We start from the raw sequence: 23,616 nt of genomic DNA on the forward strand, positions 1-23,616 counted from the left end.
AAATGAGCCGGCTTAGCTCAGTTGGTAGAGCATCTGATTTGTAATCAGAGGGTCGCGTGTTCAAGTCATGTAGCCGGCATTTTTAGATAGAAGAAAACAGTGCGAACGTAGTTCAGTGGTAGAACACCACCTTGCCAAGGTGGGGGTCGCGGGTTCGAATCCCGTCGTTCGCTTAGAGAGGCCGGGGTGGCGGAACTGGCAGACGCACAGGACTTAAAATCCTGCGATTGGTAACGATCGTACCGGTTCGATTCCGGTCCTCGGCATAATATAATGAGCACCCTTAGCTCAACTGGATAGAGTACCTGACTACGAATCAGGCGGTTAGAGGTTCGACTCCTCTAGGGTGCATTTTTCTATTTAACTCGGGAAGTAGCTCAGCTTGGTAGAGTACTTGGTTTGGGACCAAGGTGTCGCAGGTTCGAATCCTGTCTTCCCGATACATTACAGAGATATGTGAGTGTTTATTTTTAAAACTAGATATTATATACATTAAGAGAGAATCAGTTTGGTTCTCTTTTTTTTGATTTTCAGTAATTCATTTTGATCGCGTATATTTTTTTGTTTCCTGATTTGTTCAATGAATACTGTAGTTTAGGTACATAAATTAAAATTTAACAGATTGTATAATTCTTACAAACTTTTAAGAAAGTAATTGAAGAGTTTTTTAGTCCAACCTATAATATATGTGTTTGTCTGATAAAAATTTCTACTCTTTTTGATTTTAAATAAGTATTAGTTCACATTATGGTGTGAATTGGGTTTGATATCTCTTTTGAGGAAGTTGCATTAGATTTTGCTAATTGTGTTTTATTGTATAGTGTATCTTGCTTGTTTTGAACAGAATTTTTTATGACATTTGTCATATTTACGAGTGACAGAAGTATCTAGCTCCGCTAACTTCAAAAGACTATAATTGAAGTATGAAATGGAGGAAGAAGAGATGAGAAATAAAATGATTATCGCAGTGAGTCTAGTAACAGCAGGAGTCATGACTTATCTCATGTTCTCAGGATTGGATGAAGATTTCTATCATTTTCCTTGGGAGCTATTTGCAGGATTTGGAATGATGTCCTGGCTTATCCGAGAAGGTTTGAAATTAGTCTCAGATGTGAAAAAGGAGTTTGAAAAATGAAAAAAGCGTTTCTCTATCTTTTTATTGGACTATCACTAGTGGTATGGTTGGTAGAAATGTTTACAGGTTGGTTTGATCAAGCCTTCCTTCACCAATTCATCCGTGGTGCCTGGGGACTGGGATTTATGATTTTTATCGCCTTTCCTATGGGAAAGGAGTGGTTGAAAGGAGAATATCATGAACATGATTAAGGTAGAAAGCCTAAATAAAAACATCAAGGGCAAGGCTATTTTGAAGGATATTTCCTTTGAGATAGCTGAAGGTGAATGCGTCGCCTTGATTGGGCCCAATGGTGCTGGGAAGACCACACTCTTGGACTGTTTGCTTGGAGATAAACTGGTCACAAGCGATCAAGTATCCATCCAAGGCTTGCCAGTGACGAGTTCTCAGTTAGACTACACAAGATCCTATCTCCCTCAAGAAAATGTCATCGTTCAGAAATTAAAGGTCAAAGAGTTGATTGCTTTCTTTCAAAGTATTTATCCAAATCCCTTGAGCAACCAGGAGATCGATCAACTATTGCAGTTTGACAAGCAACAAAAAGAGCAATTTGCAGAAAAATTGTCAGGTGGGCAAAAGCGTCTTTTCTCTTTTGTCTTGACCTTGATTGGCCGACCAAAACTTGTCTTTTTAGATGAGCCAACTGCGGCCATGGATACCTCTACCCGTCAACGTTTTTGGGAAATTGTTCAGGACCTAAAAGCGCAAGGAGTCACCATTCTCTATTCGTCTCATTATATTGAAGAGGTAGAGCATACAGCTGACCGGATTTTGGTTTTAAATAAGGGAGAGTTGATTCGTGATACGACGCCTCTTGCTATGCGTAGTGAGGAGATTGAAAAGCATTTTATCCTTCCTCTAGATTACAAGGAAGTCGTTGAGAAGTCAGTCTTGGTTGAAAACTGGTCACAAAAACAAGATGCTCTACAAGTAGTTACACGCGAAGCGGACGCTTTCTGGGAACTATTAGTTCAGGCAGGATGTAGGATTCAAGAAATTGAAGTCAATAATCGTAGCTTGCTGGATACAATCTTTGAAGAAACACAAAAGGGAGATGACTAAGATGAAACGATGGATCGCACTAAACAAGATAGAATTTCTATTGACCAAACGACAATTAGTCTATTATCTATTATCCGTAGGGATGCCGACAGCCTTCTATTTATTCTTTTCAGGCATGTACCAGGACACACCAGGTGGACCGGCTAATTTTATGCGCGACTACCTCATCTCCATGACGGCCTTTTCCATGATGTCGACCGCTATCTTTTCATTTCCAGCTGTTTTACATACCGATAAAATCAATAACTGGCAGAAAACATTGCGCCATACCCCTGTAAATATGGTAGAATATTATCTATCAAAGATAACAAGTATGATGGTTGATTATCTGGTCTCAATCCTGGTTGTTTTCTCGGTTGGGCACTTTGTAAGAGGTGTGGATATGCCTCTAGCAAGCTGGGTTGGGGCTGCGATTTTGCTTATTTTGGGAAGTATTGCTTTTGTAGCACTTGGATTGACCTTGACACTCTTGCCTTCTAGTCAGCTGATGTCTGTCGTGGGCAATCTTCTCTATCTAGGCTTGGCTGTTTTAGGTGGACTCTGGATGCCCATCTCTTTATTTCCAGACTGGATGCAAGCAATCGGGAAGTGCCTACCAACTTATCAGTTGATGGAGTTGCTCAAGACCTTCTTAAACGAGGGTGGCATCAATCTATCAGCCACAGTTTATTTACTTGTTTTTTCAGCAGTTTTATTTGGTTTGACCATTTACCTTCAAGGTCATAAGGAGAATACTTAATGCTTGAAAGACTGAAAAGCATACATTATATGTTTTGGATCAGTTTAATTTTTATGATTTTCCCCATCCTACCTGTAGTGACTGGGTGGCTTTCTGCCTGGCATTTATTGATTGATATTCTATTTGTAGTGGCGTATTTGGGTGTTTTAATAACTAAGAGCCAGCGCCTATCTTGGCTATATTGGGGCCTCATGCTGTCTTATGTAGTTGGGAATACTGCCTTTGTTGCTGTTAATTATATCTGGTTTTTCTTTTTCCTATCCAATCTCTTAAGTTATCATTTCAGCGTAGATGGTTTAAAGTCTTTACATGTCTGGACTTTTCTTCTTGCTCAAGTTCTTGTTGTGGGCCAACTGTTGATTTTTCAGAGAATCGAAGTTGAGTTTCTATTCTATCTACTTGTAATTCTTGCTTTTGTCGATTTAATGACTTTTGGCTTGGTTCGGATTCGGATTGTGGAGGATTTGAAAGAAGCACAGGCTAAGCAAAATGCCCAGATAAATCTATTGCTTGCTGAAAATGAACGCAGTCGTATCGGTCAAGATTTGCATGATAGTCTGGGGCATACCTTTGCTATGCTTAGTGTTAAAACTGATCTAGCCTTGCAGTTATTTCAAATACAGGCTTATCCACAGGTGGAAAAGGAATTAAGAGAAATACAGCAAATTAGCAAAGAATCAATGCGTGAAGTGCGAACCATTGTGGAAAATCTTAAGTCTAGAACTTTGATATCCGAACTAGAGACTGTGAAAAAGATGTTAGAAATTGCTGGAATTGAGGTGGAAACGGATAACCAATTAGATACTGCTAGTCTAACTCAGAAATTGGAGTCAACGGCTTCCATGATTTTGCTTGAATTAGTGACCAACATCATCAAACATGCTAAAGCGTCTAAAGTCTATTTAAAATTAGAACGGACAGAGAAAGAACTCATTCTAACAGTGAGAGATGATGGCTGTGGCTTTGCTTCTATAAAGGGGGATGACCTCCATACAGTTCGAGATCGTATTCTTCCGTTTTCGGGAGAAGTAAAGGTAATTAGTTGGAAACAACCGACAGAAGTTCAGGTTCGACTACCTTATAAGGAGAGAAAGTAGATGAAAGTATTAGTCGCAGAAGATCAAAGTATGTTGCGAGATGCTATGTGCCAGTTGCTTGCCTTTCAAGCAGATGTAGAGTCTGTCTTACAAGCCAAGAATGGGCAAGAAGCAATCCAACTCTTAGAAAAAGAGTCCATAGATATTGCCATTCTTGATGTAGAGATGCCTGTTAAGACTGGTCTTGAAGTCTTGGAGTGGATACGAGCAGAAAAGCTCGAAACAAAGGTGGTTGTAGTGACGACCTTCAAGCGCCCAGGGTATTTTGAACGTGCGGTCAAGGCTGGAGTAGATGCTTATGTATTAAAAGAAAGAAACATTGCAGACCTCATGCAAACCTTGCACACCGTCCTCGAAGGAGGCAAGGAGTATTCGCCTGAATTGATGGAAGTGGTGATGATGCATCCCAATCCATTAACGGAGCAAGAAATCGCAGTTTTAAAGGGAATTGCTCAGGGCTTGTCTAACCAAGAAATTGCAGATCAACTTTATTTATCAAACGGAACCGTCCGAAACTATGTCACCAATATTCTTTCAAAACTAGATGCAGGTAATCGAACAGAGGCAGCTAATATCGCGAAAGAATCTGGTTGGTTGTGATACTATCATAACTCGAAAACCATTATGTGCTAAAATTGATGGGATTCAATGAAATAATTTGTAACTTGAGGAGGCTTAGTTTCCTCCTTTTTGTTTCGTCAAAGGTGGTAGCCAGAGCTAAAATGGTAAATTCCCAAACTAACTTCCACTGCTAATCCAAGTGGAAGTTGGTCTGATAAAAATCGTAAAAACCAGTGGAAATCCGTGTCAGGGTAAGTTCCACTGGTTTTAATCATGCTTGATTTCATCGCTTTTATAGCTGAAAGAAATAGAAAAAAAGAGCGCACAAAATCCCCTCATCTGAAAGCGTTTCAGATTAAGTTCCGCTATGGTGGAAGTTAGTGTGAGACGTTTGAATGGGGTTAAAGATTAATTTTTAGAACTTATGTTGGAGTAATTTAGACGACTGACAGACGTCTTCTGCAGGTATTTTAGAAATGCCGAGAAGCTTAGGAATCTCTTCTCCATAGGTAAAGGCAAAGAGTTCATAGGCTGACTTTTCATTCAAAGCAGCACGTTTGACACTGTTGACATGCGAACAAACGAGATTAATATCCTCTTGAGTTAAGTTGTCAAAGGAAGTTCCTTTAGGTAGAATGTCGCGAATCAGCGTGTGATTTTTCTCGATTCTGCCTTTCTGGTCAGAGCGATTAGGGTCACAAAAGAAGAGTTTACTCTCTCCTCGCACATCCATTTCGATGTCATCAACCCTGGCAAACTCTCCACCATTATCGGTAAGAATGACGGGGAAGAGTTGGAAGAAATCTTTGTCAGCTTGGTGAAGAGTGTTCTTGATGGCATAGAGGTGTTTGGTAACTTCAAGGGCAGTTTTATTATCCAGAAGTCTAGCGAAGATAAAGTTACAGAAAGAGAGATTGAAGGTGAGTAGGACTTTCCCTCCCATCTTCCCCAGAACTGTATCCATTTCTAGCCAAGAGTCTAGTTGATTAAGGGCTAAATAGTTTTGGAAATCCTCATAGGAACGGCCTTTTTTAGCTTCTTTAGGGATAGAAGGTAGCTTACTTTTCCGTCTTTCTTTGAATTTAACGGCTCTGGCTAGGTCAATAGGAGCGATAGATAGGTATCCTTTTCGGATGTGTCGATAGACAGTTGAGGAGCTGACATCAAGGTTATGAGTTTTGAGGATATGATAGATGTGTTGTCCCTTTTTAACCCCATCAGAAATGACTTTGTCCATTTCCCAGAAGGTCTTGGAATTGAGAGGAGTTCCTTCACGAGCTTCAATAAGAGTTTGTTCGTACTGTTTTTGAGCTTGCTTAGCGAGGTAGAAGATCTTCTTATAGCCACAATTCTGTCTTCTTTTAGGACATCCATTACAGACAAAGGGAGCTTTGTCGAGTAGAGGGCAATCCGTGCAATCAGATTTGACGGATGTTGGATGCATGATGCGATTGCGCTTAATTTCCTTTGAAATCGTTGACGGACCTTTTCCCATATTCTCAACGATGGAACGGAAAGTCTCACACTTAATTCCACCATAAAAATCCGTTTTAGACTAATTTCCACTTCGGTCAGGCAAGTGGAAGTTACTTTGAGAAGTTACGCAGAGCTAAAATTAACAATAAAAAAGAAAAATATCTTGACAACCAATGGAAAATTTTGTTACAATAATAGACGGTACTTTTTACTTTTGGTCTCTCAAGAGTGTACAGGGACGTGCTGACAAATGTTGCAAAAGTACACACAGATGATAGCTGTCACCAAGTGTATCATCACCAAAAATAAAAAAACACAGGAGTATGTAGATGCCTACAATTAACCAATTGGTTCGCAAACCGCGTAAATCAAAAGTAGAAAAATCTAAATCACCAGCTTTGAACGTTGGTTACAACAGTCATAAAAAAGTTCAAACAAACGTTTCTTCACCACAAAAACGTGGTGTTGCAACTCGTGTTGGAACAATGACACCTAAAAAACCTAACTCAGCCCTTCGTAAATTCGCTCGTGTACGTTTGAGCAACCTTATCGAAGTTACTGCCTACATCCCAGGTATCGGACACAACTTGCAAGAACACAGCGTGGTGCTTCTTCGTGGTGGACGTGTAAAAGACCTTCCAGGGGTACGTTACCATATCGTCCGTGGTGCACTTGATACTGCAGGTGTTAACGATCGTAAACAAGGCCGTTCTAAATACGGTACTAAACGTCCAAAAGCATAAGGAAAGGGGATAAAGAGAAATGAGTCGTAAAAATAGAGCTCCAAAACGTGACGTATTGCCAGATCCGCTTTACAATTCACAACTAGTTACTCGTCTTATCAACCGCGTTATGCTTGACGGTAAACGTGGTACAGCTGCTTCAATCGTTTACGGTGCTTTTGAGCAAATCAAAGAAGCTACTGGCAATGATGCACTTGAAGTGTTTGAAACAGCTATGGAAAACATCATGCCTGTACTTGAAGTACGTGCACGTCGTGTTGGTGGTTCTAACTACCAAGTCCCAGTTGAAGTTCGTCCAGAACGTCGTACAACACTTGGACTTCGTTGGTTGGTAACAATCGCTCGTCTTCGTGGTGAACACACAATGCAAGACCGTCTTGCAAAAGAAATCTTGGATGCTGCTAACAACACTGGTGCAGCTGTTAAGAAACGTGAAGACACTCACCGTATGGCTGAAGCTAACCGTGCATTCGCACACTTCCGTTGGTAAGATTAAGATACTAAAGGCGTTAAAAAAGCGACTGAAAATTAGGAAGCTTGACGAAGAATCGAAGATTCTAAGAGAGCTTATCTATTTTCTGAGCTTTTAGCCCGGGTTCAAATTAGCTAAATCGATTAGTATTGGCTATAACTCAACTTACCAGCTCGTAAGCTGAAACCAACAATAGCATGAAAATATTGAGAACGGGTAGGTCCTGCCTATCCGTTTTTATTAAAATCGTGTTATAATAGAATAGAAATTAAAAATAAATAGGAGAAACAAACCTCATGGCACGCGAATTTTCACTTGAAAAAACTCGTAATATCGGTATCATGGCTCACGTCGATGCTGGTAAAACAACTACAACTGAGCGTATCCTTTACTACACTGGTAAAATCCACAAAATCGGTGAAACTCACGAAGGTGCGTCACAAATGGACTGGATGGAGCAAGAGCAAGAGCGTGGTATCACTATCACATCTGCTGCGACAACAGCTCAATGGAACAACCACCGCGTAAACATCATCGACACACCAGGACACGTGGACTTCACAATCGAAGTACAACGTTCTCTTCGTGTATTGGATGGTGCGGTTACCGTTCTTGACTCACAATCAGGTGTTGAGCCTCAAACTGAAACAGTTTGGCGTCAAGCAACTGAGTATGGAGTTCCACGTATCGTATTTGCCAACAAAATGGACAAAATCGGTGCTGACTTCCTTTACTCTGTAAGCACACTTCACGATCGTCTTCAAGCAAATGCACACCCAATCCAATTGCCAATCGGTTCTGAAGATGACTTCCGTGGTATCATCGACTTGATTAAGATGAAAGCTGAAATCTATACGAACGACCTTGGTACAGATATCCTTGAAGAAGACATCCCAGCTGAATACCTTGACCAAGCTCAAGAATACCGTGAAAAATTGATTGAAGCAGTTGCTGAAACTGACGAAGAATTGATGATGAAATACCTTGAAGGTGAAGAAATCACTAACGAAGAATTGAAAGCTGGTATCCGTAAAGCGACTATCAACGTTGAATTCTTCCCAGTATTGTGTGGTTCTGCCTTCAAGAATAAAGGTGTTCAATTGATGCTTGATGCGGTTATTGACTACCTTCCAAGCCCACTTGACATCCCAGCTATCAAAGGTATTAACCCAGATACAGATGCTGAAGAAACTCGTCCAGCATCTGATGAAGAGCCATTTGCAGCTCTTGCCTTCAAGATCATGACTGACCCATTCGTAGGTCGTTTGACATTCTTCCGTGTTTACTCAGGTGTTCTTCAATCAGGTTCTTACGTATTGAACACTTCTAAAGGTAAACGTGAACGTATCGGACGTATCCTTCAAATGCACGCTAACAGCCGTCAAGAAATCGACACTGTTTACTCAGGTGATATTGCTGCTGCCGTTGGTTTGAAAGATACTACAACTGGTGACTCATTGACAGATGAAAAAGCTAAAATCATCCTTGAGTCAATCAACGTTCCAGAACCAGTTATCCAATTGATGGTTGAGCCAAAATCTAAAGCTGACCAAGACAAGATGGGTATCGCCCTTCAAAAATTGGCTGAAGAAGATCCAACATTCCGCGTTGAAACAAACGTTGAAACTGGTGAAACAGTTATCTCTGGTATGGGTGAGCTTCACCTTGATGTCCTTGTTGACCGTATGCGTCGTGAGTTCAAAGTTGAAGCAAACGTAGGTGCTCCTCAAGTATCTTACCGTGAAACATTCCGCGCTTCTACTCAAGCACGTGGATTCTTCAAACGTCAGTCTGGTGGTAAAGGTCAATTTGGTGATGTATGGATTGAATTTACTCCAAACGAAGAAGGTAAAGGATTCGAATTCGAAAACGCAATCGTCGGTGGTGTGGTTCCTCGCGAATTTATCCCAGCGGTTGAAAAAGGTTTGGTAGAATCTATGGCTAACGGTGTACTTGCAGGTTACCCAATGGTTGACGTTAAAGCTAAGCTTTACGATGGTTCATACCACGATGTCGACTCATCTGAAACTGCCTTCAAGATCGCGGCTTCACTTGCCCTTAAAGAAGCTGCTAAATCAGCACAACCAGCTATCCTTGAACCAATGATGCTTGTAACAATCACTGTTCCAGAAGAAAACCTTGGTGATGTTATGGGTCACGTAACTGCTCGTCGTGGACGTGTAGATGGTATGGAAGCACATGGTAACAGCCAAATCGTTCGTGCTTACGTTCCTCTTGCTGAAATGTTCGGTTACGCAACAGTTCTTCGTTCTGCATCTCAAGGACGTGGTACATTCATGATGGTATTTGACCACTACGAAGATGTACCTAAGTCAGTACAAGAAGAAATCATTAAGAAAAACAAAGGTGAAGACTAATCAGTCCTCACTCTAGAAGGAAGTCACTTAGTGGCTTCCTTTTGTCTTTAGAAAACACCTCTAAGTATGGTAAAATAGTAGGAGAATAATGTGAGGAAAATGAATGTCAAACAGTTTTGAAATTTTGATGAATCAACTGGGGGTTCCTGCTGAAATGAGACAGGATCCTGCTTTAGCACAGGCCGATATTGAGCGAGTTGTGGTTCATAAAATTAGTAAGGTATGGGAGTTTCATTTCGTATTTTCTAATATTTTACCGATTGAAATCTTTTTAGAAATAAAGAAAGGTTTGAGCGAAGAATTTTCTAAGACAGGCAATAAAGCTGTTTTCGAAATCAAGACTCGGTCTCAAGAATTTTCAAATCAACTCTTGCAATCCTATTATAGAGAGGCTTTTTCTGAGGGGCCATGTGCTAGTCAAGGTTTTAAGTCCCTTTATCAAAATCTGAGAGTTCGTGCTGAGGGTAATCAACTCTTTATTGAAGGCTCTGAGGCGATTGATAAGGAACATTTTAAGAAGAATCATCTTCCTAATTTAGCCAAACAACTTGAAAAATTTGGTTTTCCAACTTTTAATTGTCAGGTGGAGAAGAATGATGTGCTGACCCAAGAGCAGGAAGAGGCCTTTCATGCTGAAAATGAGCAAATTGTTCAAACTGCTAATGAGGAAGCGCTCCGTGCTATGGAACAACTAGAACAGATGGCACCTCCTCCAGCGGAAGAGAAACCAGCCTTTGATTTTCAAGCGAAAAAAGCTGCAGCTAAACCGAAGTTAGACAAGGCGGAGATTACTCCTATGATTGAAGTGACGACTGAGGAAAATCGTCTGGTCTTTGAAGGGGTTGTGTTTGATGTGGAGCAAAAAGTGACCAGAACAGGGCGTGTTTTGATCAACTTTAAAATGACAGACTACACTTCCAGTTTTTCTATGCAAAAGTGGGTTAAAAATGAGGAAGAGGCCCAGAAGTTTGATCTCATTAAGAAAAATTCTTGGCTTAGAGTTCGTGGGAATGTGGAGATGAATAATTTCACACGCGATTTGACGATGAACGTGCAGGATGTGCAGGAAGTTGTTCACTATGAGCGGAAGGATTTGATGCCAGAAGGTGAGCGTCGGGTTGAGTTTCATGCTCATACTAACATGTCGACTATGGATGCTTTGCCAGAGGTAGAAGAAATCGTTGCGACAGCTGCTAAGTGGGGACACAAGGCGGTTGCCATCACGGATCATGGAAATGTCCAGTCCTTCCCACATGGCTATAAGGCGGCTAAGAAAGCGGGAATCCAGCTGATCTATGGTATGGAAGCCAATATCGTGGAGGACCGTGTCCCTATCGTCTACAACGAAGTGGAGATGGATTTATCAGAAGCAACCTATGTGGTCTTTGACGTGGAAACGACGGGTCTATCAGCCATCTACAATGACTTGATTCAGGTTGCGGCTTCTAAGATGTACAAGGGGAATGTCATTGCTGAATTTGATGAATTTATCAATCCTGGGCATCCTTTGTCAGCTTTTACTACTGAGTTGACTGGAATTACAGATGACCATGTCAAAAATGCCAAACCACTAGAACAAGTTTTGCAAGAATTCCAAGAATTCTGCAAGGATACGGTCCTAGTTGCCCACAATGCGACCTTTGACGTTGGATTTATGAATGCCAACTATGAGCGTCATGGTCTTCCAAGGATTAGTCAGCCGGTTATTGATACACTTGAGTTTGCTAGAAATCTCTATCCTGAGTATAAACGTCATGGTTTGGGACCTTTGACCAAGCGTTTTGGTGTGGCCTTAGAACATCACCACATGGCCAATTACGATGCGGAAGCTACAGGTCGCCTGCTTTTCATCTTTATCAAAGAGGTGTCAGAAAAACATGGTGTGACTGATTTGGCTAGATTAAACATTGATTTGATTAGTCCAGATTCTTATAAAAAAGCTCGGATCAAACATGCGACCATTTATGTCAAAAATCAGGTAGGTCTAAAAAATATCTTTAAGCTGGTTTCTCTGTCTAATACCAAGTATTTTGAAGGGGTGCCACGAATTCCGAGAACAGTTTTAGATGCCCATCGGGAAGGATTGATTCTGGGGTCGGCTTGTTCAGAAGGTGAAGTTTTTGATGCAGTCGTTTCCCAAGGTGTGGATGCGGCGGTTGAGGTGGCCAAGTATTACGACTTTATTGAGATCATGCCACCAGCTATCTATGCTCCATTGATTGCTAAGGAGCAGGTCAAGGATATGGAGGAACTCCAGACCATTATCAAGAGTTTGATAGAAGTTGGAGACCGTCTTGGTAAGCCCGTTCTAGCTACGGGAAATGTCCATTATATCGAACCAGAAGAAGAGATTTACCGTGAAATTATCGTCCGTAGCTTGGGACAGGGGGCTATGATTAACCGAACTATCGGGCATGGAGAACATGCCCAACCAGCACCACTTCCAAAGGCTCATTTTAGAACGACAAATGAAATGTTGGATGAATTTGCCTTCTTGGGAGAGGAATTAGCTCGTAAACTGGTTATTGAAAATCCCAATGCCTTGGCAGAAATCTTTGAACCTGTTGAAGTTGTTAAGGGGGATTTGTACACGCCTTTCATCGACAAGGCGGAAGAAACGGTCGCTGAATTGACCTATAAGAAAGCTTTTGAGATTTATGGAAATCCGCTGCCAGATATTGTCGATTTGCGGATTGAAAAAGAACTGACTTCCATTCTGGGGAATGGATTTGCTGTGATTTATCTGGCTTCCCAGATGCTGGTACAACGTTCTAATGAACGGGGTTACTTGGTTGGTTCTCGTGGGTCTGTCGGATCTAGTTTTGTTGCGACTATGATTGGGATTACAGAGGTCAATCCTCTCTCTCCTCACTATGTCTGTGGTCAGTGTCAGTACAGTGAGTTTATCACCGATGGTTCGTACGGTTCAGGATTTGATATGCCCAATAAGGACTGTCCAAACTGTGGTAACAAACTCAGCAAAAATGGGCAAGATATTCCTTTCGAGACCTTCCTTGGTTTTGATGGGGACAAGGTTCCCGATATTGACTTGAACTTCTCGGGAGAAGATCAACCTAGCGCCCACTTGGATGTACGCGATATTTTTGGTGAGGAATATGCCTTCCGTGCAGGAACGGTTGGTACGGTGGCTGCCAAGACTGCCTATGGTTTTGTCAAGGGTTACGAGCGGGACTATGGCAAGTTTTATCGTGATGCAGAGGTAGAACGCCTCGCTCAAGGTGCTGCTGGTGTCAAGCGGACAACAGGACAACACCCGGGGGGAATCGTTGTTATTCCGAACTACATGGATGTCTATGATTTCACGCCTGTTCAGTATCCAGCGGATGACGTGACGGCTGAATGGCAGACGACTCACTTTAACTTCCACGATATTGATGAGAACGTCCTTAAACTTGATGTACTGGGACATGATGATCCGACCATGATTCGAAAACTCCAGGACTTGTCTGGGATCGATCCTAATGAAATCCCTATGGATGATGAAGGCGTGATGGCCCTCTTTTCAGGGACAGATGTGCTAGGGGTAACTCCTGAACAAATCGGAACACCGACGGGTATGCTGGGAATTCCAGAGTTTGGAACCAACTTTGTACGTGGGATGGTAGATGAGACGCATCCGACGACTTTTGCAGAGCTGCTTCAGCTCTCAGGTCTGTCCCATGGTACCGATGTGTGGTTGGGAAATGCTCAGGATCTGATTAAGCAAGGAATTGCGGACCTATCAACCGTTATCGGTTGTCGGGACGACATCATGGTTTACCTCATGCATGCCGGTCTCGAACCTAAGATGGCCTTTACCATTATGGAACGGGTACGTAAGGGCTTGTGGCTCAAGATTTCCGAAGAGGAGCGAAATGGCTACATTGAAGCCATGAAGGCCAATAAGGTGCCAGAGTGGTATATCGAGTCCTGTGGGAAAATTAAGTACATGTTCCCTAAAGCCCATGCGGCAGCCTACGTTATGATGGCCTTGCGTGTAGCTTACTTCAAGGTTCACCATCCCATTTATTACTACTGTGCTTACTTCTCCATTCGTGCTAAGGCTTTTGATATCAAGACCATGGGTGCGGGCTTGGATGCCATCAAACGCAGAATGGAAGAAATCTCTGAAAAACGGAAGAACAATGAGGCCTCTAATGTGGAGATTGACCTCTATACAACTCTTGAGATTGTCAATGAAATGTGGGAACGTGGTTTCAAGTTTGGCAAACTCGATCTCTATCGTAGTCAGGCGACAGAGTTCCTTATCGATGGGGATACCCTCATTCCGCCATTTGTAGCAATGGATGGTCTGGGAGAGAACGTTGCTAAGCAGTTGGTGCGATCGCGTGAAGAGGGAGAATTCCTCTCTAAAACAGAATTGCGCAAGCGTGGTGGGCTCTCATCAACCTTGGTTGAAAAGATGGATGAGATGGGGATTCTGGGCAATATGCCAGAGGATAACCAGTTGAGTTTGTTTGATGAGTTGTTTTAAGGTCTTGGAGGGAAAAAAATGAAACTAAGAATTTTTGCGGAAGATAGGCCAGCTGAGAAGGTATTTGAATATCAATTAGAACTTGATGATCAGATAATTCTTCTATCAACAGCACTCTTGTCAGGTGCTATTGCTTTAGCAGGATTATTCTCTGCTTTGAAAGAAAAATAAAAATAGAAAATAGAAAAGAGAAACAACATGGTTTTACCAAATTTTAAAGAAAATCTAGAAAAATATGCGAAACTATTGGTTGCGAACGGAATCAATGTGCAACCTGGTCACACTTTGGCTCTCTCTATCGATGTGGAGCAACGTGAGTTGGCTCACTTAATTGTCAAAGAAGCTTATGCTTTGCGTGCACATGAGGTGATCGTTCAGTGGACAGATGATGTCATTAACCGTGAGAAATTTCTCCATGCTCCGATGGAGCGTCTGGACAATGTGCCAGAATACAAGATTGCTGAGATGAACTATCTTTTGGAGAACAAGGCTAGCCGTCTTGGAGTTCGTTCATCTGATCCAGGTGCCTTGAACGGAGTGGATGCTGACAAGCTATCAGCTTCTGCTAAAGCTATGGGACTTGCTATGAAGCCAATGCGCATCGCAACGCAATCCAACAAGGTTAGTTGGACTGTAGCAGCCGCTGCTGGACTTGAGTGGGCTAAGAAAGTCTTTCCAAATGCTGCGAGCGACGAAGAAGCAGTCGATCTCCTTTGGGACCAAATTTTCAAAACTTGCCGTGTCTACGAAGCAGATCCTGTTAAGGCTTGGGAAGAGCATGCAGCTATCCTCAAGAGCAAGGCCGATATGCTTAATAAAGAGCAATTTTCAGCCCTTCATTACACAGCACCAGGGACCGATTTGACCCTTGGTTTGCCAAAGAACCACGTTTGGGAATCAGCTGGGGCTATCAATGCACAGGGCGAAGGATTCTTGCCAAATATGCCGACAGAGGAAGTCTTCACAGCGCCTGACTTCCGTCGTGCAGATGGTTATGTCACTTCTACAAAACCGCTTAGCTATAATGGAAATATCATCGAAGGTATTAAGGTAACCTTTAAGGATGGACAAATCGTTGACATCACTGCTGAGAAGGGCGATCAAGTCATGAAAGACCTTGTCTTTGAAAATGCGGGTGCGCGTGCCTTAGGTGAATGTGCCTTGGTACCAGATCCAAGCCCAATTTCTCAGTCAGGCATTACCTTCTTTAACACCCTTTTCGATGAGAATGCTTCAAACCACTTGGCTATTGGTGCAGCCTATGCGACTAGTGTCGTTGGTGGTGCAGAGATGAGTGAAGAAGAGCTTGAAGCTGCGGGGCTTAACCGTTCAGATGTGCACGTTGATTTTATGATTGGGTCTAGTCAAATGAATATCGATGGTATCCGTGAGGATGGAACACGTGTGGCGATCTTCCGTAACGGAGATTGGGCAAATTAAGGAGATAATATGTTAGGAAGTATGTTTGTTGGTCTCCTAGTGGGATTTTTAGCAGGTACTCTGACCAATCGTGGAGAGCGAATGGGATGTTTTGGAAAAATGTTTCTAGGCTGGATTGGTGCCTTTATAGGCCACTTGCTTTTTGGGACTTGGGGACCGATAATAGCAGGAACCGCCATTATTCCGGCAGTACTAGGTTCCATGATTGTCTTAGCGATTTTCTGGAGACGAGGAAGTTAATTTCCTAAATCTGATACTCAATGAAAATCAAAGAGCAAACTAGGAAACTAGCCGCAGGTTGCTCAAAGCACTGCTTTGAGGTTGTAGATGAAACTGACGAAGTCAGCTCAAAGCACTGTTTTGAGGTTGCAGATAGAACTGACGAAGTCAGCAACCATACATACGGCAAGGCGACGTTGACGCGGTTTGAAGAGATTTTTGAAGAGTATGAAACGAAAAGGAGGTTGGTCATTGTACCAGTCTCCTTTTGATATGATATAATAGTTCTATGAGATTGGATAAATTTTTAGTTGCCTGCGCTGTGGGAAGTCGGACTGAGGTCAAAAACTTGCTCAAGGCTGGGCGCGTGATGGTAAATGGTAAAAAAGAAAAGTCGGCTAAATTGCAGATTGATGAAGAAAGAGATGAGATTCGCTTTGATGGGCAAGTGTTGGAGTATGAAGAGTTTGTCTACTACATGATGAACAAGCCCCAAGGAGTTATCTCAGCAACTGAGGATCCCAAGCACAGAACCGTTCTGGACTTGCTGGATGATATTGCTCTGAGCAAGGAAGTTTTCCCAGTAGGACGCTTGGATATTGACACGCATGGTCTTTTGCTCTTGACCAATGACGGCAAGCTTGCCCATGCTCTTCTTTCACCTAAGCGTCATGTGGACAAGACTTATCTGGCACAAGTCAAGGGAATCATGACCCAAGAAGATGTGGAGACATTTGCTGAGGGTATTCCGCTCAAAGACTTTACTTGTCAGCCCGCTAAACTGGAGATTCTTTCCACAGATGCAGAAAAGAATCAAAGCCAAATTCGTGTGACCATTGCAGAAGGGAAGTTTCATCAGGTCAAGCGTATGGTGGGCTACTGTGGCAAGGAAGTAGTAGACTTGCAACGTTTGACTATGGGAACTTTAGTTTTAGATGAGAACTTGCAGCGAGGAGAATGGCGTCGCTTGACCAAGGAAGAATTAGAGCTTCTCCTTGCAAGTATTGCTTAGTTTGGTTTATTTTCGAAAAAGGTGAGGAAGAATATCCTTGCCTTTTATGTTTTTCAGTTGCTTACTTTGTGAAAAGAGTTATAATAGACTGTAGAATAAAAGGAGGAATCTATGAACGCGATTCAAGAATCATTTACTGATAAACTATTTGCCAATTATGAAGCAAATGTAAAATACCAAGCGATTGAAAATGCTGCCAGCCACAACGGAATTTTTGCAGCCCTAGAACGTCGCCAAAGCCATGTAGACAACACACCTGTTTTCTCATTGGATTTGATTAAGGACAAGGTAACCAACCAGAAAGCGTCTGGTCGTTGCTGGATGTTTGCGGCTCTTAACACCTTCCGCCACAAGCTCATCTCACAATACAAACTAGAAAATTTTGAGTTATCACAGGCCCACACATTTTTCTGGGATAAGTATGAAAAATCAAACTGGTTCTTAGAGCAAGTGATTGCGACTGCAGACCAAGACCTAACTAGCCGTAAGGTTAAATTCCTACTTCAAACACCTCAACAAGACGGTGGTCAGTGGGATATGGTCGTTTCTCTCTTTGAGAAATACGGTGTCGTGCCTAAGTCAGTTTATCTTGAGTCTGTTTCATCTAGTAGTAGCCGTGAGCTAAATGCGATCCTTAATAAATTACTGCGTCAAGATGCTCAAATCTTGCGTGACTTGCTTGCTTCTGGTGTTGACCCAGCGACTGTTCAAGCTAAGAAAGAAGACCTCTTGCAAGAAATTTTTAACTTCCTTGCTATGTCATTGGGTCTTCCGCCACGTAAATTTGACTTTGCTTATCGCGATAAAGATAACAACTACCAAAGCGAAAAGGGCATTACGCCACAAGAGTTTTACAAGAAATATGTCAATCTTCCTCTAGAAGATTATGTTTCTGTTATCAATGCTCCAACTGCTGACAAGCCTTACGGTAAATCTTACACAGTTGAGATGTTGGGAAATGTAGTTGGTAGCCGTGCAGTTCGCTATATCAACGTTCCAATGGAGCGCTTGAAAGAATTGGCGATTGCCCAAATGCAAGCAGGTGAGACTGTTTGGTTTGGTTCTGATGTCGGTCAGCTCAGCAACCGCAAAGCTGGAATTCTTGCGACAGATGTTTATGACTTTGAATCAAGCATGGACATTAGGCTCACTCAAGACAAGGCTGGACGTTTGGATTACAGCGAAAGCTTGATGACCCACGCTATGGTCTTGACAGGTGTTGATTTGGACGAAAATGGCAAATCAACCAAGTGGAAGGTTGAAAATTCATGGGGAGACAAGGTCGGTACAGATGGTTACTTTGTTGCCTCAGACGCTTGGATGGACGAATATACTTACCAAATCGTTGTCCGTAAAGAATTGCTGACAGCAGAAGAACAAGCTGCCTATGAAGCAGAACCAATTGTACTCGCACCATGGGATCCAATGGGAGCCTTGGCAGAATAAAAGTATAGAAAAAAGGAATCAGATTTTAGAACCTGATTCCTTTTAAGTTGCTTGATTACATGATATGAAGAACATGTGCCACAATACCCACTGCGAAGAGTGCAAGGATAATAGTGATTGGAGATACTTTTTTCTTAAGCAAGTACATGCAAAGGAAAGTAAGGAGTAGTCCTGATAGTCCAGGAATCAACATATCCAAGTTTTGTTGGAAAGTAGTAACTTTTTCAGGTGTTTGAGACAATCCTTGTCCTACTTGTGCGAATGCTTCTTGGATACCTTTAGATCCTTCTGGCAATTTATCCCAATGGATATAAGCTTTTTCATCTAGTTGAACTTTGGCAACATCGAAAGCAAATTTAATATTTACCCAACGTTGAACAAGGACAGCAAGAATGAACATACCAAGGATAGAAGCACCTTTAGTGATGTCTTGAAGGATACCGCCAGACATATCTTTAGTGATTTCTGATCCAGCCTTGTATCCAATCTCTTGAACATACCACAAGAATGACATACGAATCAAGTTCCATGCAACAAAGAAGAGGAGTGGACCCAAGATATTGCCAGTAAGGGCAAGTGAAGCACCGAGAGATCCAAGGATTGGGCGTACTGTAAACCAGAATACTGGGTCACCGATACCAGCAAGAGGTCCCATCATACCGATTTTAACCCCTTGGATAGCAGCGTCATCAATTTCAACACCGTTAGCACGTTCTTCTTCAAGTGCAAGAGTAACCCCCATGATTGGAGCGGCTACGTATGGGTGAGTGTTGAAGAACTCAAGATGGCGTTCAAGAGCAGCGATTTGATCTTCTTTTTTAGTGTAGAGTTTTTTAAGAGCTGGAATTAATGAGTAAGCCCAACCCAAGTTTTGCATACGTTCATAGTTCCAAGAACCTTGTAAGAAAGTTGAACGCCACCAAACTTTTTTACGATCTGATTTAGTTAATTGAAGTTTTTCAGTCATGATGTTTTCAGTCCTTTCTTATCTTAGTAGTCTTCTAGGATATCGCCGATTGGGTCGTTAGAAGTTGCGGCTCCTCCGCCACCATTTCCACCAGTTTTAGAAAGGTGAAGGTAGATAAGAGCGATAGCAACACCGATAGCACCAAATCCGATTAGAGTAATGTCTGACACGGCAGCAAGCACGAAACCGATAGCGAAGAATGGCCATACTTCACGAGTTGCCATCATGTTGATAACCATAGCGTAACCAACGGCAACAACCATACCACCACCGATAGCCATACCATCTTTGAGCCAATCAGGCATAGCATTTAGAATGCTTTGTACTGTTTCAGTTGGTACCATTAGAAGGAGTGCTGCAGGGACTGCAATACGAAGACCTTGAAGAAGAAGTGCGACAAAGTGAGCACGTTCAACTGCTTTGAAGTCACCTTTTTTAGCAGAAGCATCAGCAGTGTGAACCAATCCGACAGAGAGTGTACGGACAATCATAGTCAAGAATAGACCAGCAACTGCAAGAGGGATAGCAACCGCTTGGGCAACACCGATACCTGTCTTAGTAAAGTCGCCACCAAGAACCATGATAATGGCAGCAGCAACAGAAGCAAGAGCAGCGTCAGGAGCTACGGCAGCTCCGATGTTAGCCCAACCAAGGGCGATCATTTGAAGAGAACCACCAAGTATAATACCTGCTTCTAAGTGACCTGTTACAAGCCCAATAAGAGTACAAGCTACAAGTGGTTGATGGAATTGGAACTGGTCGAGGATACCTTCAAGACCTGATAGGAAGGCTACAACGACTACTAAAACCATAGAAATAATAGACATCTTTAAAATCCTTTCATAAAATCGATTATTGTACGTTTGCTTTATTGATCAAGTCAAACAAATCTTTTTTGGTGTCGTTTGGTACTTTACGTACGTCAAATTCAACACCGAGGTCACGCATTTTTTCAAATGTAGCAACATCTTCTTTGTCCATAGACAAAACGTTGTTGACCATTGTTTTACCTGTTGAGTGAGCCATAGAACCAACGTTAAGAGTCTTGATTGGCACGCCACCTTCGATAGCACGAAGGGCATCTTGAGGTGTTTCAAACAAGATAAGGGCATGTGTTTCTCCGAAACGTGGATCTTTTGAAACCTCAATCAGTTTTTGAATTGGAACCACGTTAGCCTTGACATTACCTGGAGCTGCTTGTTTAATGAGCTCTTTACGAAGGTCGTCTTTAGCCACGGTATCTGAAGCAACGATGATACGATTTGCTTTTGAATCTGGAGTCCAAGCAGTTGCAACCTGACCGTGAAGTAGACGTGTGTCAAGACGGGCAAGGTTGATTTTGAGTTTACCGTCTCCGATGACAGTTCCTTCTGGAATAGCAGCTTGGGCAACTGGAGCAGCTGCAGCGCTAGCTACTTCCTCAACTGGGTTGAGCTCTTCTGGAAGAGCCTTGATGCCATCTTTGGCTTCTTTAATGATATTCGCAGCGACTTTTTCTACACCTGCAGCAGCGTCCATGAGGCGCTCTGTGTAGGCTTGAATTAACATCGGTAAGTTAAGTCCTGTGATGATGGCAAACTTACGCTCAGGATTTTCTCCCATCACGCGACTAGCTTGGTTAAATGGAGATCCACTCCAAAGGTCAGCCAAAACTAGAACCTCATCTTCTGCGTCAAATGCAGCAACAGCGTTATTAAACTTAGCGTATAGATCATCAGGGCCTTCATTTGGCATAAAGGTTACAACTTGAACCTTTTCTTGTTCACCAAAGATCATAGATCCTGACTGATGAATACCCGCAGCAAATTCGCCGTGGCTCGCAATAATGATTCCGATACTCATTATTGTCATTCCTCCTTTTTTGTTTTGGTTTTCGTTTAAGAAAACTTTAAGACTTTTTAAGTATAAACCGTTTTCATCTAAAAATCAACTATTTATAATAAAAAATTAAAAAGCTTTTATTTGCAGATGTTGATATATTGAGTTTTTGGGAAGTAATCTTGAATTCTTATTTAAAAATTTAATATAAAAAAGTTGGAAGCGCATTCCAACTTTTAAAATAGGTTTCTATTAGATTAGTGGGTGAAGTCGAGTACCATACGTCCTTGGATTTGACCTTTTTCCATTTCGTCGAAAATGGCTACGGCATCTTCTATTGGACGTTTTTGAACAACTGGAACTACTAAACCTTCTGCACCGAATTGGAAGGCTTCTTCCAAGTCTTTACGAGTTCCGACAAGAGAACCGATGACTTGGATTCCATCGAGGACTGTTTTAACGATGCTGAGTTCCATCATTTCAGAAGGAAGACCGACAGCGACAACGCGACCACCAGCACGAACGGAGTCAACAGCCTGGTTGAAGGCAACTTTAGATACAGCAGTTACGACAGCTGAATGAGCTCCTCCATCAGTTTTTTCCCTGATGAGTCCTGGTACATCATCAACTTCTAGGCCGTTAATAACAATGTCAGCACCTACTTCTTTTGCAAGGGCAAGTTTGTCATTGTTGATATCAACTGCGATGACATGAGCATTAAATACTTTTTTAGCATATTGAACTGCGAGGTTTCCAAGTCCACCAGCACCGTAAAGAACAACCCATTGACCTGGTTCAACTTTTGCTTCTTTAATCGCTTTATAGGTTGTTACGCCAGCACATGTGATAGAAGAAGCTTGGGCTGGATCAAGTCCGTCAGGAACTTTGACAGCATAGTCAGCAGTTACGATACACTGTTCAGCCATACCACCGTCTACTGAGTAGCCAGCATTTTTTACTGTACGGCAAAGGGTTTCGCGACCAGTTGTACAGTATTCGCAAGTACCACATCCTTCAAAGAACCAAGCAACGCTGACGCGGTCACCGACTTTAAGGCTTTTCACATCTGGGGCAATTTCTTTAACGATACCAACACCTTCGTGACCTAGGACACGTCCTGGTACCTGACCGAAGTCGCCATGGGCAACGTGGAGGTCAGTGTGGCAAACACCACAGTATTCAATTTCTACAAGTGCTTCCCCAGTTTCAAGTGGGCGGAGTACTTTTTCTTCAACAGCAACACCAGTGCTTTCTGGATTTACAACAACAGCTTTCATAGCTATCCTCCTTTATATTGACCGAGAACAGGGACAACGGGACTGGATTGATTTTGTGTCAACAGAGTCGAGTGTGACGAGCTCTCTTGTATTTATATGTGAAGTATATCACAAAAGAAAGCCTTTTCCAAGGTTTTGGAGGCAAAAAGTAGAACAATCGATTAACTGGTTGATGAGACTGTGAAAAGAACACAAAGACCAGCTTGCAAGCTGGTCATACTCTTCGAAAATCTCTTCAAACCACGTCAGTTTCGCCTTGCCGTATATATGGTTATTGACTTCGTCAGTTTCATCTACAACCTCAAAGCAGTGCTTTGAGCAACCTATGGCTAGCTTCCTAGTTTGTTCTTTGATTTTCATTGAGTATCAGTATGGACTATAAGAATAAGTCTTGCAGGGTTTTGGCAACTCCATCTTGGTCATTGGTCAGGGCAATTTGCTCATCTGCATAAGGGAGTAGCTCTGGATTGGCATTTTTCATGGCATAGCCCTTCCCAGCAAAAGCTAGCATTTCGGTATCATTGTGCTCATCTCCAAAAGCAATCAAATCTTTTTTGTCACGGTTCATTACCTTGAGCAAGTAGTCTAAGGCGAAGGCCTTGTTGACACCTTTTGGGGTACACTCAAGGATATTGAGCGGCCCTCCCCAGGTATTGATAGACAGTTGATGCTGGTAGAAGGCGTTCATTTCTTTTGCCAAGGCATATTTGTCACTGGCTCTGGTCTGTAACAGAATACAGTTAGGATCCTTGGTCACCAATTCAGGCTGGAATTGATTTTCAGGCTGGAAAGCTTCTACACCAAATAGTTTGGGATTGGCAATTTCTTCATTAGGATTTGTAATGTAGAATTTTTTACGGTATTCTCCAGCGATAAAATCGGCTTGAATATCCTCTGAACGTCGAACCATATCTAAAAGATATTTTTTGTCTACCGTCAAACACTTTTCAAAATCCCAAACTTGGTCTGGTAAATGAGTAAGGGAGCCGTTGAAGTTAATCATAGGAGTGTTTAAGCCTAGTTCACGGTAGAAATCTTTTGACATGCGGTAAGGGCGACCTGTTGTAATAATAACCTGATGTCCTTTTTCAGTAACTTTTTTAATGGTTTTTTTGGTAAAGTCAGAAATTTGACTGTCTGAGTTGAGCAGGGTTCCATCCAGGTCAACTGCAATAATTTTTTTCGTCATATGGACCTTTCTAGTGTCTTTTCAGATAAGATGTCTTCTATTATAACAGAAAGCAGGCAGAAAAGCAGATTCCAAACAAAAAATGAAATT

The 23,616-nt window shown here is 42.2% G+C and carries 23 protein-coding genes and 5 tRNA genes; 21 read left to right on the top strand and 7 right to left on the bottom strand.

Going from position 1 to position 23,616, the window contains the following annotated elements:
- Positions 1-6: 6 nt before the first annotated feature.
- The 11 genes from HT722_RS05755 (at position 7) to HT722_RS05805 (ending at position 4,633) form a co-directional block, all read left to right on the top strand.
- Positions 7-79, top strand: a tRNA-Thr gene (locus HT722_RS05755).
- A gap of 22 nt (positions 80-101) precedes the next feature.
- A tRNA-Gly gene (locus HT722_RS05760) sits at positions 102-173 on the top strand.
- 7 nt (positions 174-180) lie between these two features.
- Positions 181-266 (top strand) — tRNA-Leu (locus HT722_RS05765).
- A gap of 11 nt (positions 267-277) precedes the next feature.
- Positions 278-351: transfer RNA gene (locus HT722_RS05770), tRNA-Arg, on the top strand.
- A 15-nt stretch (positions 352-366) separates the two neighbouring features.
- A tRNA-Pro gene (locus tag HT722_RS05775) sits at positions 367-440 on the top strand.
- A gap of 488 nt (positions 441-928) precedes the next feature.
- Positions 929-1,135: a hypothetical protein gene (locus tag HT722_RS05780; protein WP_173276882.1), complete on the top strand. Its 207-nt coding sequence runs from the start codon at positions 929-931 to the stop codon at positions 1,133-1,135.
- Positions 1,132-1,326, top strand: coding sequence for a hypothetical protein (locus tag HT722_RS05785; RefSeq protein ID WP_000708869.1), 195 nt, complete (start codon positions 1,132-1,134; stop codon positions 1,324-1,326). Before HT722_RS05780 ends, HT722_RS05785 begins: the two co-directional genes overlap by 4 nt.
- Entirely contained in the window at positions 1,313-2,197 is an 885-nt protein-coding gene (locus HT722_RS05790; RefSeq protein ID WP_173278038.1) for an ABC transporter ATP-binding protein, read from the top strand. The genes HT722_RS05785 and HT722_RS05790 overlap by 14 nt, the downstream gene beginning before the upstream one ends.
- A gap of 1 nt (position 2,198) precedes the next feature.
- Entirely contained in the window at positions 2,199-2,936 is a 738-nt protein-coding gene (locus HT722_RS05795; RefSeq protein ID WP_173278040.1) for an ABC transporter permease, read from the top strand.
- On the top strand, positions 2,936-4,033 hold the full coding sequence (locus HT722_RS05800) for a sensor histidine kinase (protein ID WP_173278042.1): 1,098 nt from the start codon (positions 2,936-2,938) through the stop codon (positions 4,031-4,033). The genes HT722_RS05795 and HT722_RS05800 overlap by 1 nt, the downstream gene beginning before the upstream one ends.
- Complete coding sequence (locus tag HT722_RS05805) at positions 4,034-4,633, top strand: response regulator transcription factor (RefSeq protein WP_173278044.1); 600 nt, start codon at positions 4,034-4,036, stop codon at positions 4,631-4,633.
- Positions 4,634-4,731: 98 nt separating this feature from the next.
- Here the strand turns inward: HT722_RS05805 and HT722_RS05810 are convergent, their stop codons facing one another.
- Together HT722_RS05810 and HT722_RS05815 are read right to left on the bottom strand one after the other, a co-directional pair.
- Entirely contained in the window at positions 4,732-4,869 is a 138-nt protein-coding gene (locus tag HT722_RS05810) for a hypothetical protein (RefSeq protein WP_173278036.1), read from the bottom strand.
- Positions 4,870-5,009: 140 nt separating this feature from the next.
- Positions 5,010-6,125, bottom strand: a complete 1,116-nt coding sequence (locus tag HT722_RS05815) for an IS30 family transposase (RefSeq protein WP_173278085.1) — start codon at positions 6,123-6,125, stop codon at positions 5,010-5,012.
- 274 nt (positions 6,126-6,399) lie between these two features.
- Between HT722_RS05815 and rpsL the strand changes: the two genes are divergently transcribed.
- The 10 genes from rpsL (at position 6,400) to pepC (ending at position 18,275) form a co-directional block, all read left to right on the top strand.
- Positions 6,400-6,813 carry a 30S ribosomal protein S12 gene (gene rpsL, locus HT722_RS05820; protein WP_001142332.1) on the top strand — a complete coding sequence of 138 codons (414 nt, stop codon included), beginning with the start codon at positions 6,400-6,402 and terminating at the stop codon, positions 6,811-6,813.
- 19 nt (positions 6,814-6,832) lie between these two features.
- Complete coding sequence (gene rpsG, locus HT722_RS05825) at positions 6,833-7,303, top strand: 30S ribosomal protein S7 (protein ID WP_000087873.1); 471 nt, start codon at positions 6,833-6,835, stop codon at positions 7,301-7,303.
- A 278-nt stretch (positions 7,304-7,581) separates the two neighbouring features.
- Complete coding sequence (fusA, locus tag HT722_RS05830; RefSeq protein WP_000090345.1) at positions 7,582-9,663, top strand: elongation factor G; 2,082 nt, start codon at positions 7,582-7,584, stop codon at positions 9,661-9,663.
- Positions 9,664-9,766: 103 nt separating this feature from the next.
- Positions 9,767-14,158: a PolC-type DNA polymerase III gene (locus HT722_RS05835; protein ID WP_173278046.1), complete on the top strand. Its 4,392-nt coding sequence runs from the start codon at positions 9,767-9,769 to the stop codon at positions 14,156-14,158.
- An 18-nt stretch (positions 14,159-14,176) separates the two neighbouring features.
- Positions 14,177-14,329, top strand: a complete 153-nt coding sequence (locus HT722_RS05840) for a hypothetical protein (RefSeq protein WP_061439880.1) — start codon at positions 14,177-14,179, stop codon at positions 14,327-14,329.
- Positions 14,330-14,356: 27 nt separating this feature from the next.
- Positions 14,357-15,598, top strand: a complete 1,242-nt coding sequence (locus HT722_RS05845) for an aminopeptidase (RefSeq protein ID WP_173278048.1) — start codon at positions 14,357-14,359, stop codon at positions 15,596-15,598.
- A gap of 9 nt (positions 15,599-15,607) precedes the next feature.
- Positions 15,608-15,838, top strand: a complete 231-nt coding sequence (locus HT722_RS05850; RefSeq protein ID WP_000901572.1) for a GlsB/YeaQ/YmgE family stress response membrane protein — start codon at positions 15,608-15,610, stop codon at positions 15,836-15,838.
- Between the two features lie 20 nt (positions 15,839-15,858).
- On the top strand, positions 15,859-16,089 hold the full coding sequence (locus HT722_RS10510) for a hypothetical protein (protein ID WP_240146932.1): 231 nt from the start codon (positions 15,859-15,861) through the stop codon (positions 16,087-16,089).
- A 17-nt stretch (positions 16,090-16,106) separates the two neighbouring features.
- The gene (locus HT722_RS05860; RefSeq protein WP_173278050.1) at positions 16,107-16,829 is read left to right on the top strand and encodes a pseudouridine synthase; all 723 of its coding nucleotides are present in this window, start codon (positions 16,107-16,109) and stop codon (positions 16,827-16,829) included.
- Positions 16,830-16,940: 111 nt separating this feature from the next.
- Positions 16,941-18,275: an aminopeptidase C gene (pepC, locus tag HT722_RS05865; protein ID WP_173278059.1), complete on the top strand. Its 1,335-nt coding sequence runs from the start codon at positions 16,941-16,943 to the stop codon at positions 18,273-18,275.
- Positions 18,276-18,330: 55 nt separating this feature from the next.
- Here pepC and HT722_RS05870 read toward each other — a convergent pair whose 3' ends face one another.
- The 5 genes from HT722_RS05870 to HT722_RS05890 all read right to left on the bottom strand — a co-directional run bounded on the left by HT722_RS05870 (position 18,331) and on the right by HT722_RS05890 (position 23,526).
- On the bottom strand, positions 18,331-19,242 hold the full coding sequence (locus tag HT722_RS05870) for a PTS system mannose/fructose/sorbose family transporter subunit IID (protein WP_173278061.1): 912 nt from the start codon (positions 19,240-19,242) through the stop codon (positions 18,331-18,333).
- 23 nt (positions 19,243-19,265) lie between these two features.
- Positions 19,266-20,069, bottom strand: a complete 804-nt coding sequence (locus HT722_RS05875) for a PTS mannose/fructose/sorbose transporter subunit IIC (RefSeq protein ID WP_173278063.1) — start codon at positions 20,067-20,069, stop codon at positions 19,266-19,268.
- Between the two features lie 25 nt (positions 20,070-20,094).
- Positions 20,095-21,084: a PTS sugar transporter subunit IIB gene (locus HT722_RS05880; RefSeq protein ID WP_173278065.1), complete on the bottom strand. Its 990-nt coding sequence runs from the start codon at positions 21,082-21,084 to the stop codon at positions 20,095-20,097.
- A gap of 233 nt (positions 21,085-21,317) precedes the next feature.
- On the bottom strand, positions 21,318-22,337 hold the full coding sequence (adhP, locus tag HT722_RS05885) for an alcohol dehydrogenase AdhP (RefSeq protein WP_172928466.1): 1,020 nt from the start codon (positions 22,335-22,337) through the stop codon (positions 21,318-21,320).
- Between the two features lie 376 nt (positions 22,338-22,713).
- Positions 22,714-23,526, bottom strand: coding sequence for a Cof-type HAD-IIB family hydrolase (locus tag HT722_RS05890; protein WP_173278067.1), 813 nt, complete (start codon positions 23,524-23,526; stop codon positions 22,714-22,716).
- Positions 23,527-23,616 lie beyond the last annotated feature (90 nt).

Origin of the sequence: Streptococcus sp. 53, assembly GCF_013276565.1 — a bacterium.
Lineage (GTDB): Bacteria > Bacillota > Bacilli > Lactobacillales > Streptococcaceae > Streptococcus.

What these genes read in the sequence shown, in the direction of transcription:
- rpsG (WP_000087873.1), top strand. Translation starts at nt 6,833, where the DNA reads ATGAGTCGTAAAAATAGAGCTCCAAAACGTGACGTATTGCCAGATCCG.
- HT722_RS05790 (WP_173278038.1), top strand. Translation starts at nt 1,313, where the DNA reads ATGAACATGATTAAGGTAGAAAGCCTAAATAAAAACATCAAGGGCAAG.
- HT722_RS05795 (WP_173278040.1), top strand. Translation starts at nt 2,199, where the DNA reads ATGAAACGATGGATCGCACTAAACAAGATAGAATTTCTATTGACCAAA.
- HT722_RS05860 (WP_173278050.1), top strand. Translation starts at nt 16,107, where the DNA reads ATGAGATTGGATAAATTTTTAGTTGCCTGCGCTGTGGGAAGTCGGACT.
- HT722_RS05780 (WP_173276882.1), top strand. Translation starts at nt 929, where the DNA reads ATGGAGGAAGAAGAGATGAGAAATAAAATGATTATCGCAGTGAGTCTA.
- HT722_RS05810 (WP_173278036.1), bottom strand. Translation starts at nt 4,869, where the DNA reads ATGATTAAAACCAGTGGAACTTACCCTGACACGGATTTCCACTGGTTT.
- pepC (WP_173278059.1), top strand. Translation starts at nt 16,941, where the DNA reads ATGAACGCGATTCAAGAATCATTTACTGATAAACTATTTGCCAATTAT.
- rpsL (WP_001142332.1), top strand. Translation starts at nt 6,400, where the DNA reads ATGCCTACAATTAACCAATTGGTTCGCAAACCGCGTAAATCAAAAGTA.
- HT722_RS05890 (WP_173278067.1), bottom strand. Translation starts at nt 23,526, where the DNA reads ATGACGAAAAAAATTATTGCAGTTGACCTGGATGGAACCCTGCTCAAC.
- HT722_RS05800 (WP_173278042.1), top strand. Translation starts at nt 2,936, where the DNA reads ATGCTTGAAAGACTGAAAAGCATACATTATATGTTTTGGATCAGTTTA.
- HT722_RS10510 (WP_240146932.1), top strand. Translation starts at nt 15,859, where the DNA reads ATGAAAATCAAAGAGCAAACTAGGAAACTAGCCGCAGGTTGCTCAAAG.
- HT722_RS05845 (WP_173278048.1), top strand. Translation starts at nt 14,357, where the DNA reads ATGGTTTTACCAAATTTTAAAGAAAATCTAGAAAAATATGCGAAACTA.
- HT722_RS05870 (WP_173278061.1), bottom strand. Translation starts at nt 19,242, where the DNA reads ATGACTGAAAAACTTCAATTAACTAAATCAGATCGTAAAAAAGTTTGG.
- HT722_RS05785 (WP_000708869.1), top strand. Translation starts at nt 1,132, where the DNA reads ATGAAAAAAGCGTTTCTCTATCTTTTTATTGGACTATCACTAGTGGTA.
- HT722_RS05835 (WP_173278046.1), top strand. Translation starts at nt 9,767, where the DNA reads ATGTCAAACAGTTTTGAAATTTTGATGAATCAACTGGGGGTTCCTGCT.
- adhP (WP_172928466.1), bottom strand. Translation starts at nt 22,337, where the DNA reads ATGAAAGCTGTTGTTGTAAATCCAGAAAGCACTGGTGTTGCTGTTGAA.
- HT722_RS05875 (WP_173278063.1), bottom strand. Translation starts at nt 20,069, where the DNA reads ATGTCTATTATTTCTATGGTTTTAGTAGTCGTTGTAGCCTTCCTATCA.
- HT722_RS05840 (WP_061439880.1), top strand. Translation starts at nt 14,177, where the DNA reads ATGAAACTAAGAATTTTTGCGGAAGATAGGCCAGCTGAGAAGGTATTT.
- HT722_RS05850 (WP_000901572.1), top strand. Translation starts at nt 15,608, where the DNA reads ATGTTAGGAAGTATGTTTGTTGGTCTCCTAGTGGGATTTTTAGCAGGT.
- fusA (WP_000090345.1), top strand. Translation starts at nt 7,582, where the DNA reads ATGGCACGCGAATTTTCACTTGAAAAAACTCGTAATATCGGTATCATG.
- HT722_RS05880 (WP_173278065.1), bottom strand. Translation starts at nt 21,084, where the DNA reads ATGAGTATCGGAATCATTATTGCGAGCCACGGCGAATTTGCTGCGGGT.
- HT722_RS05805 (WP_173278044.1), top strand. Translation starts at nt 4,034, where the DNA reads ATGAAAGTATTAGTCGCAGAAGATCAAAGTATGTTGCGAGATGCTATG.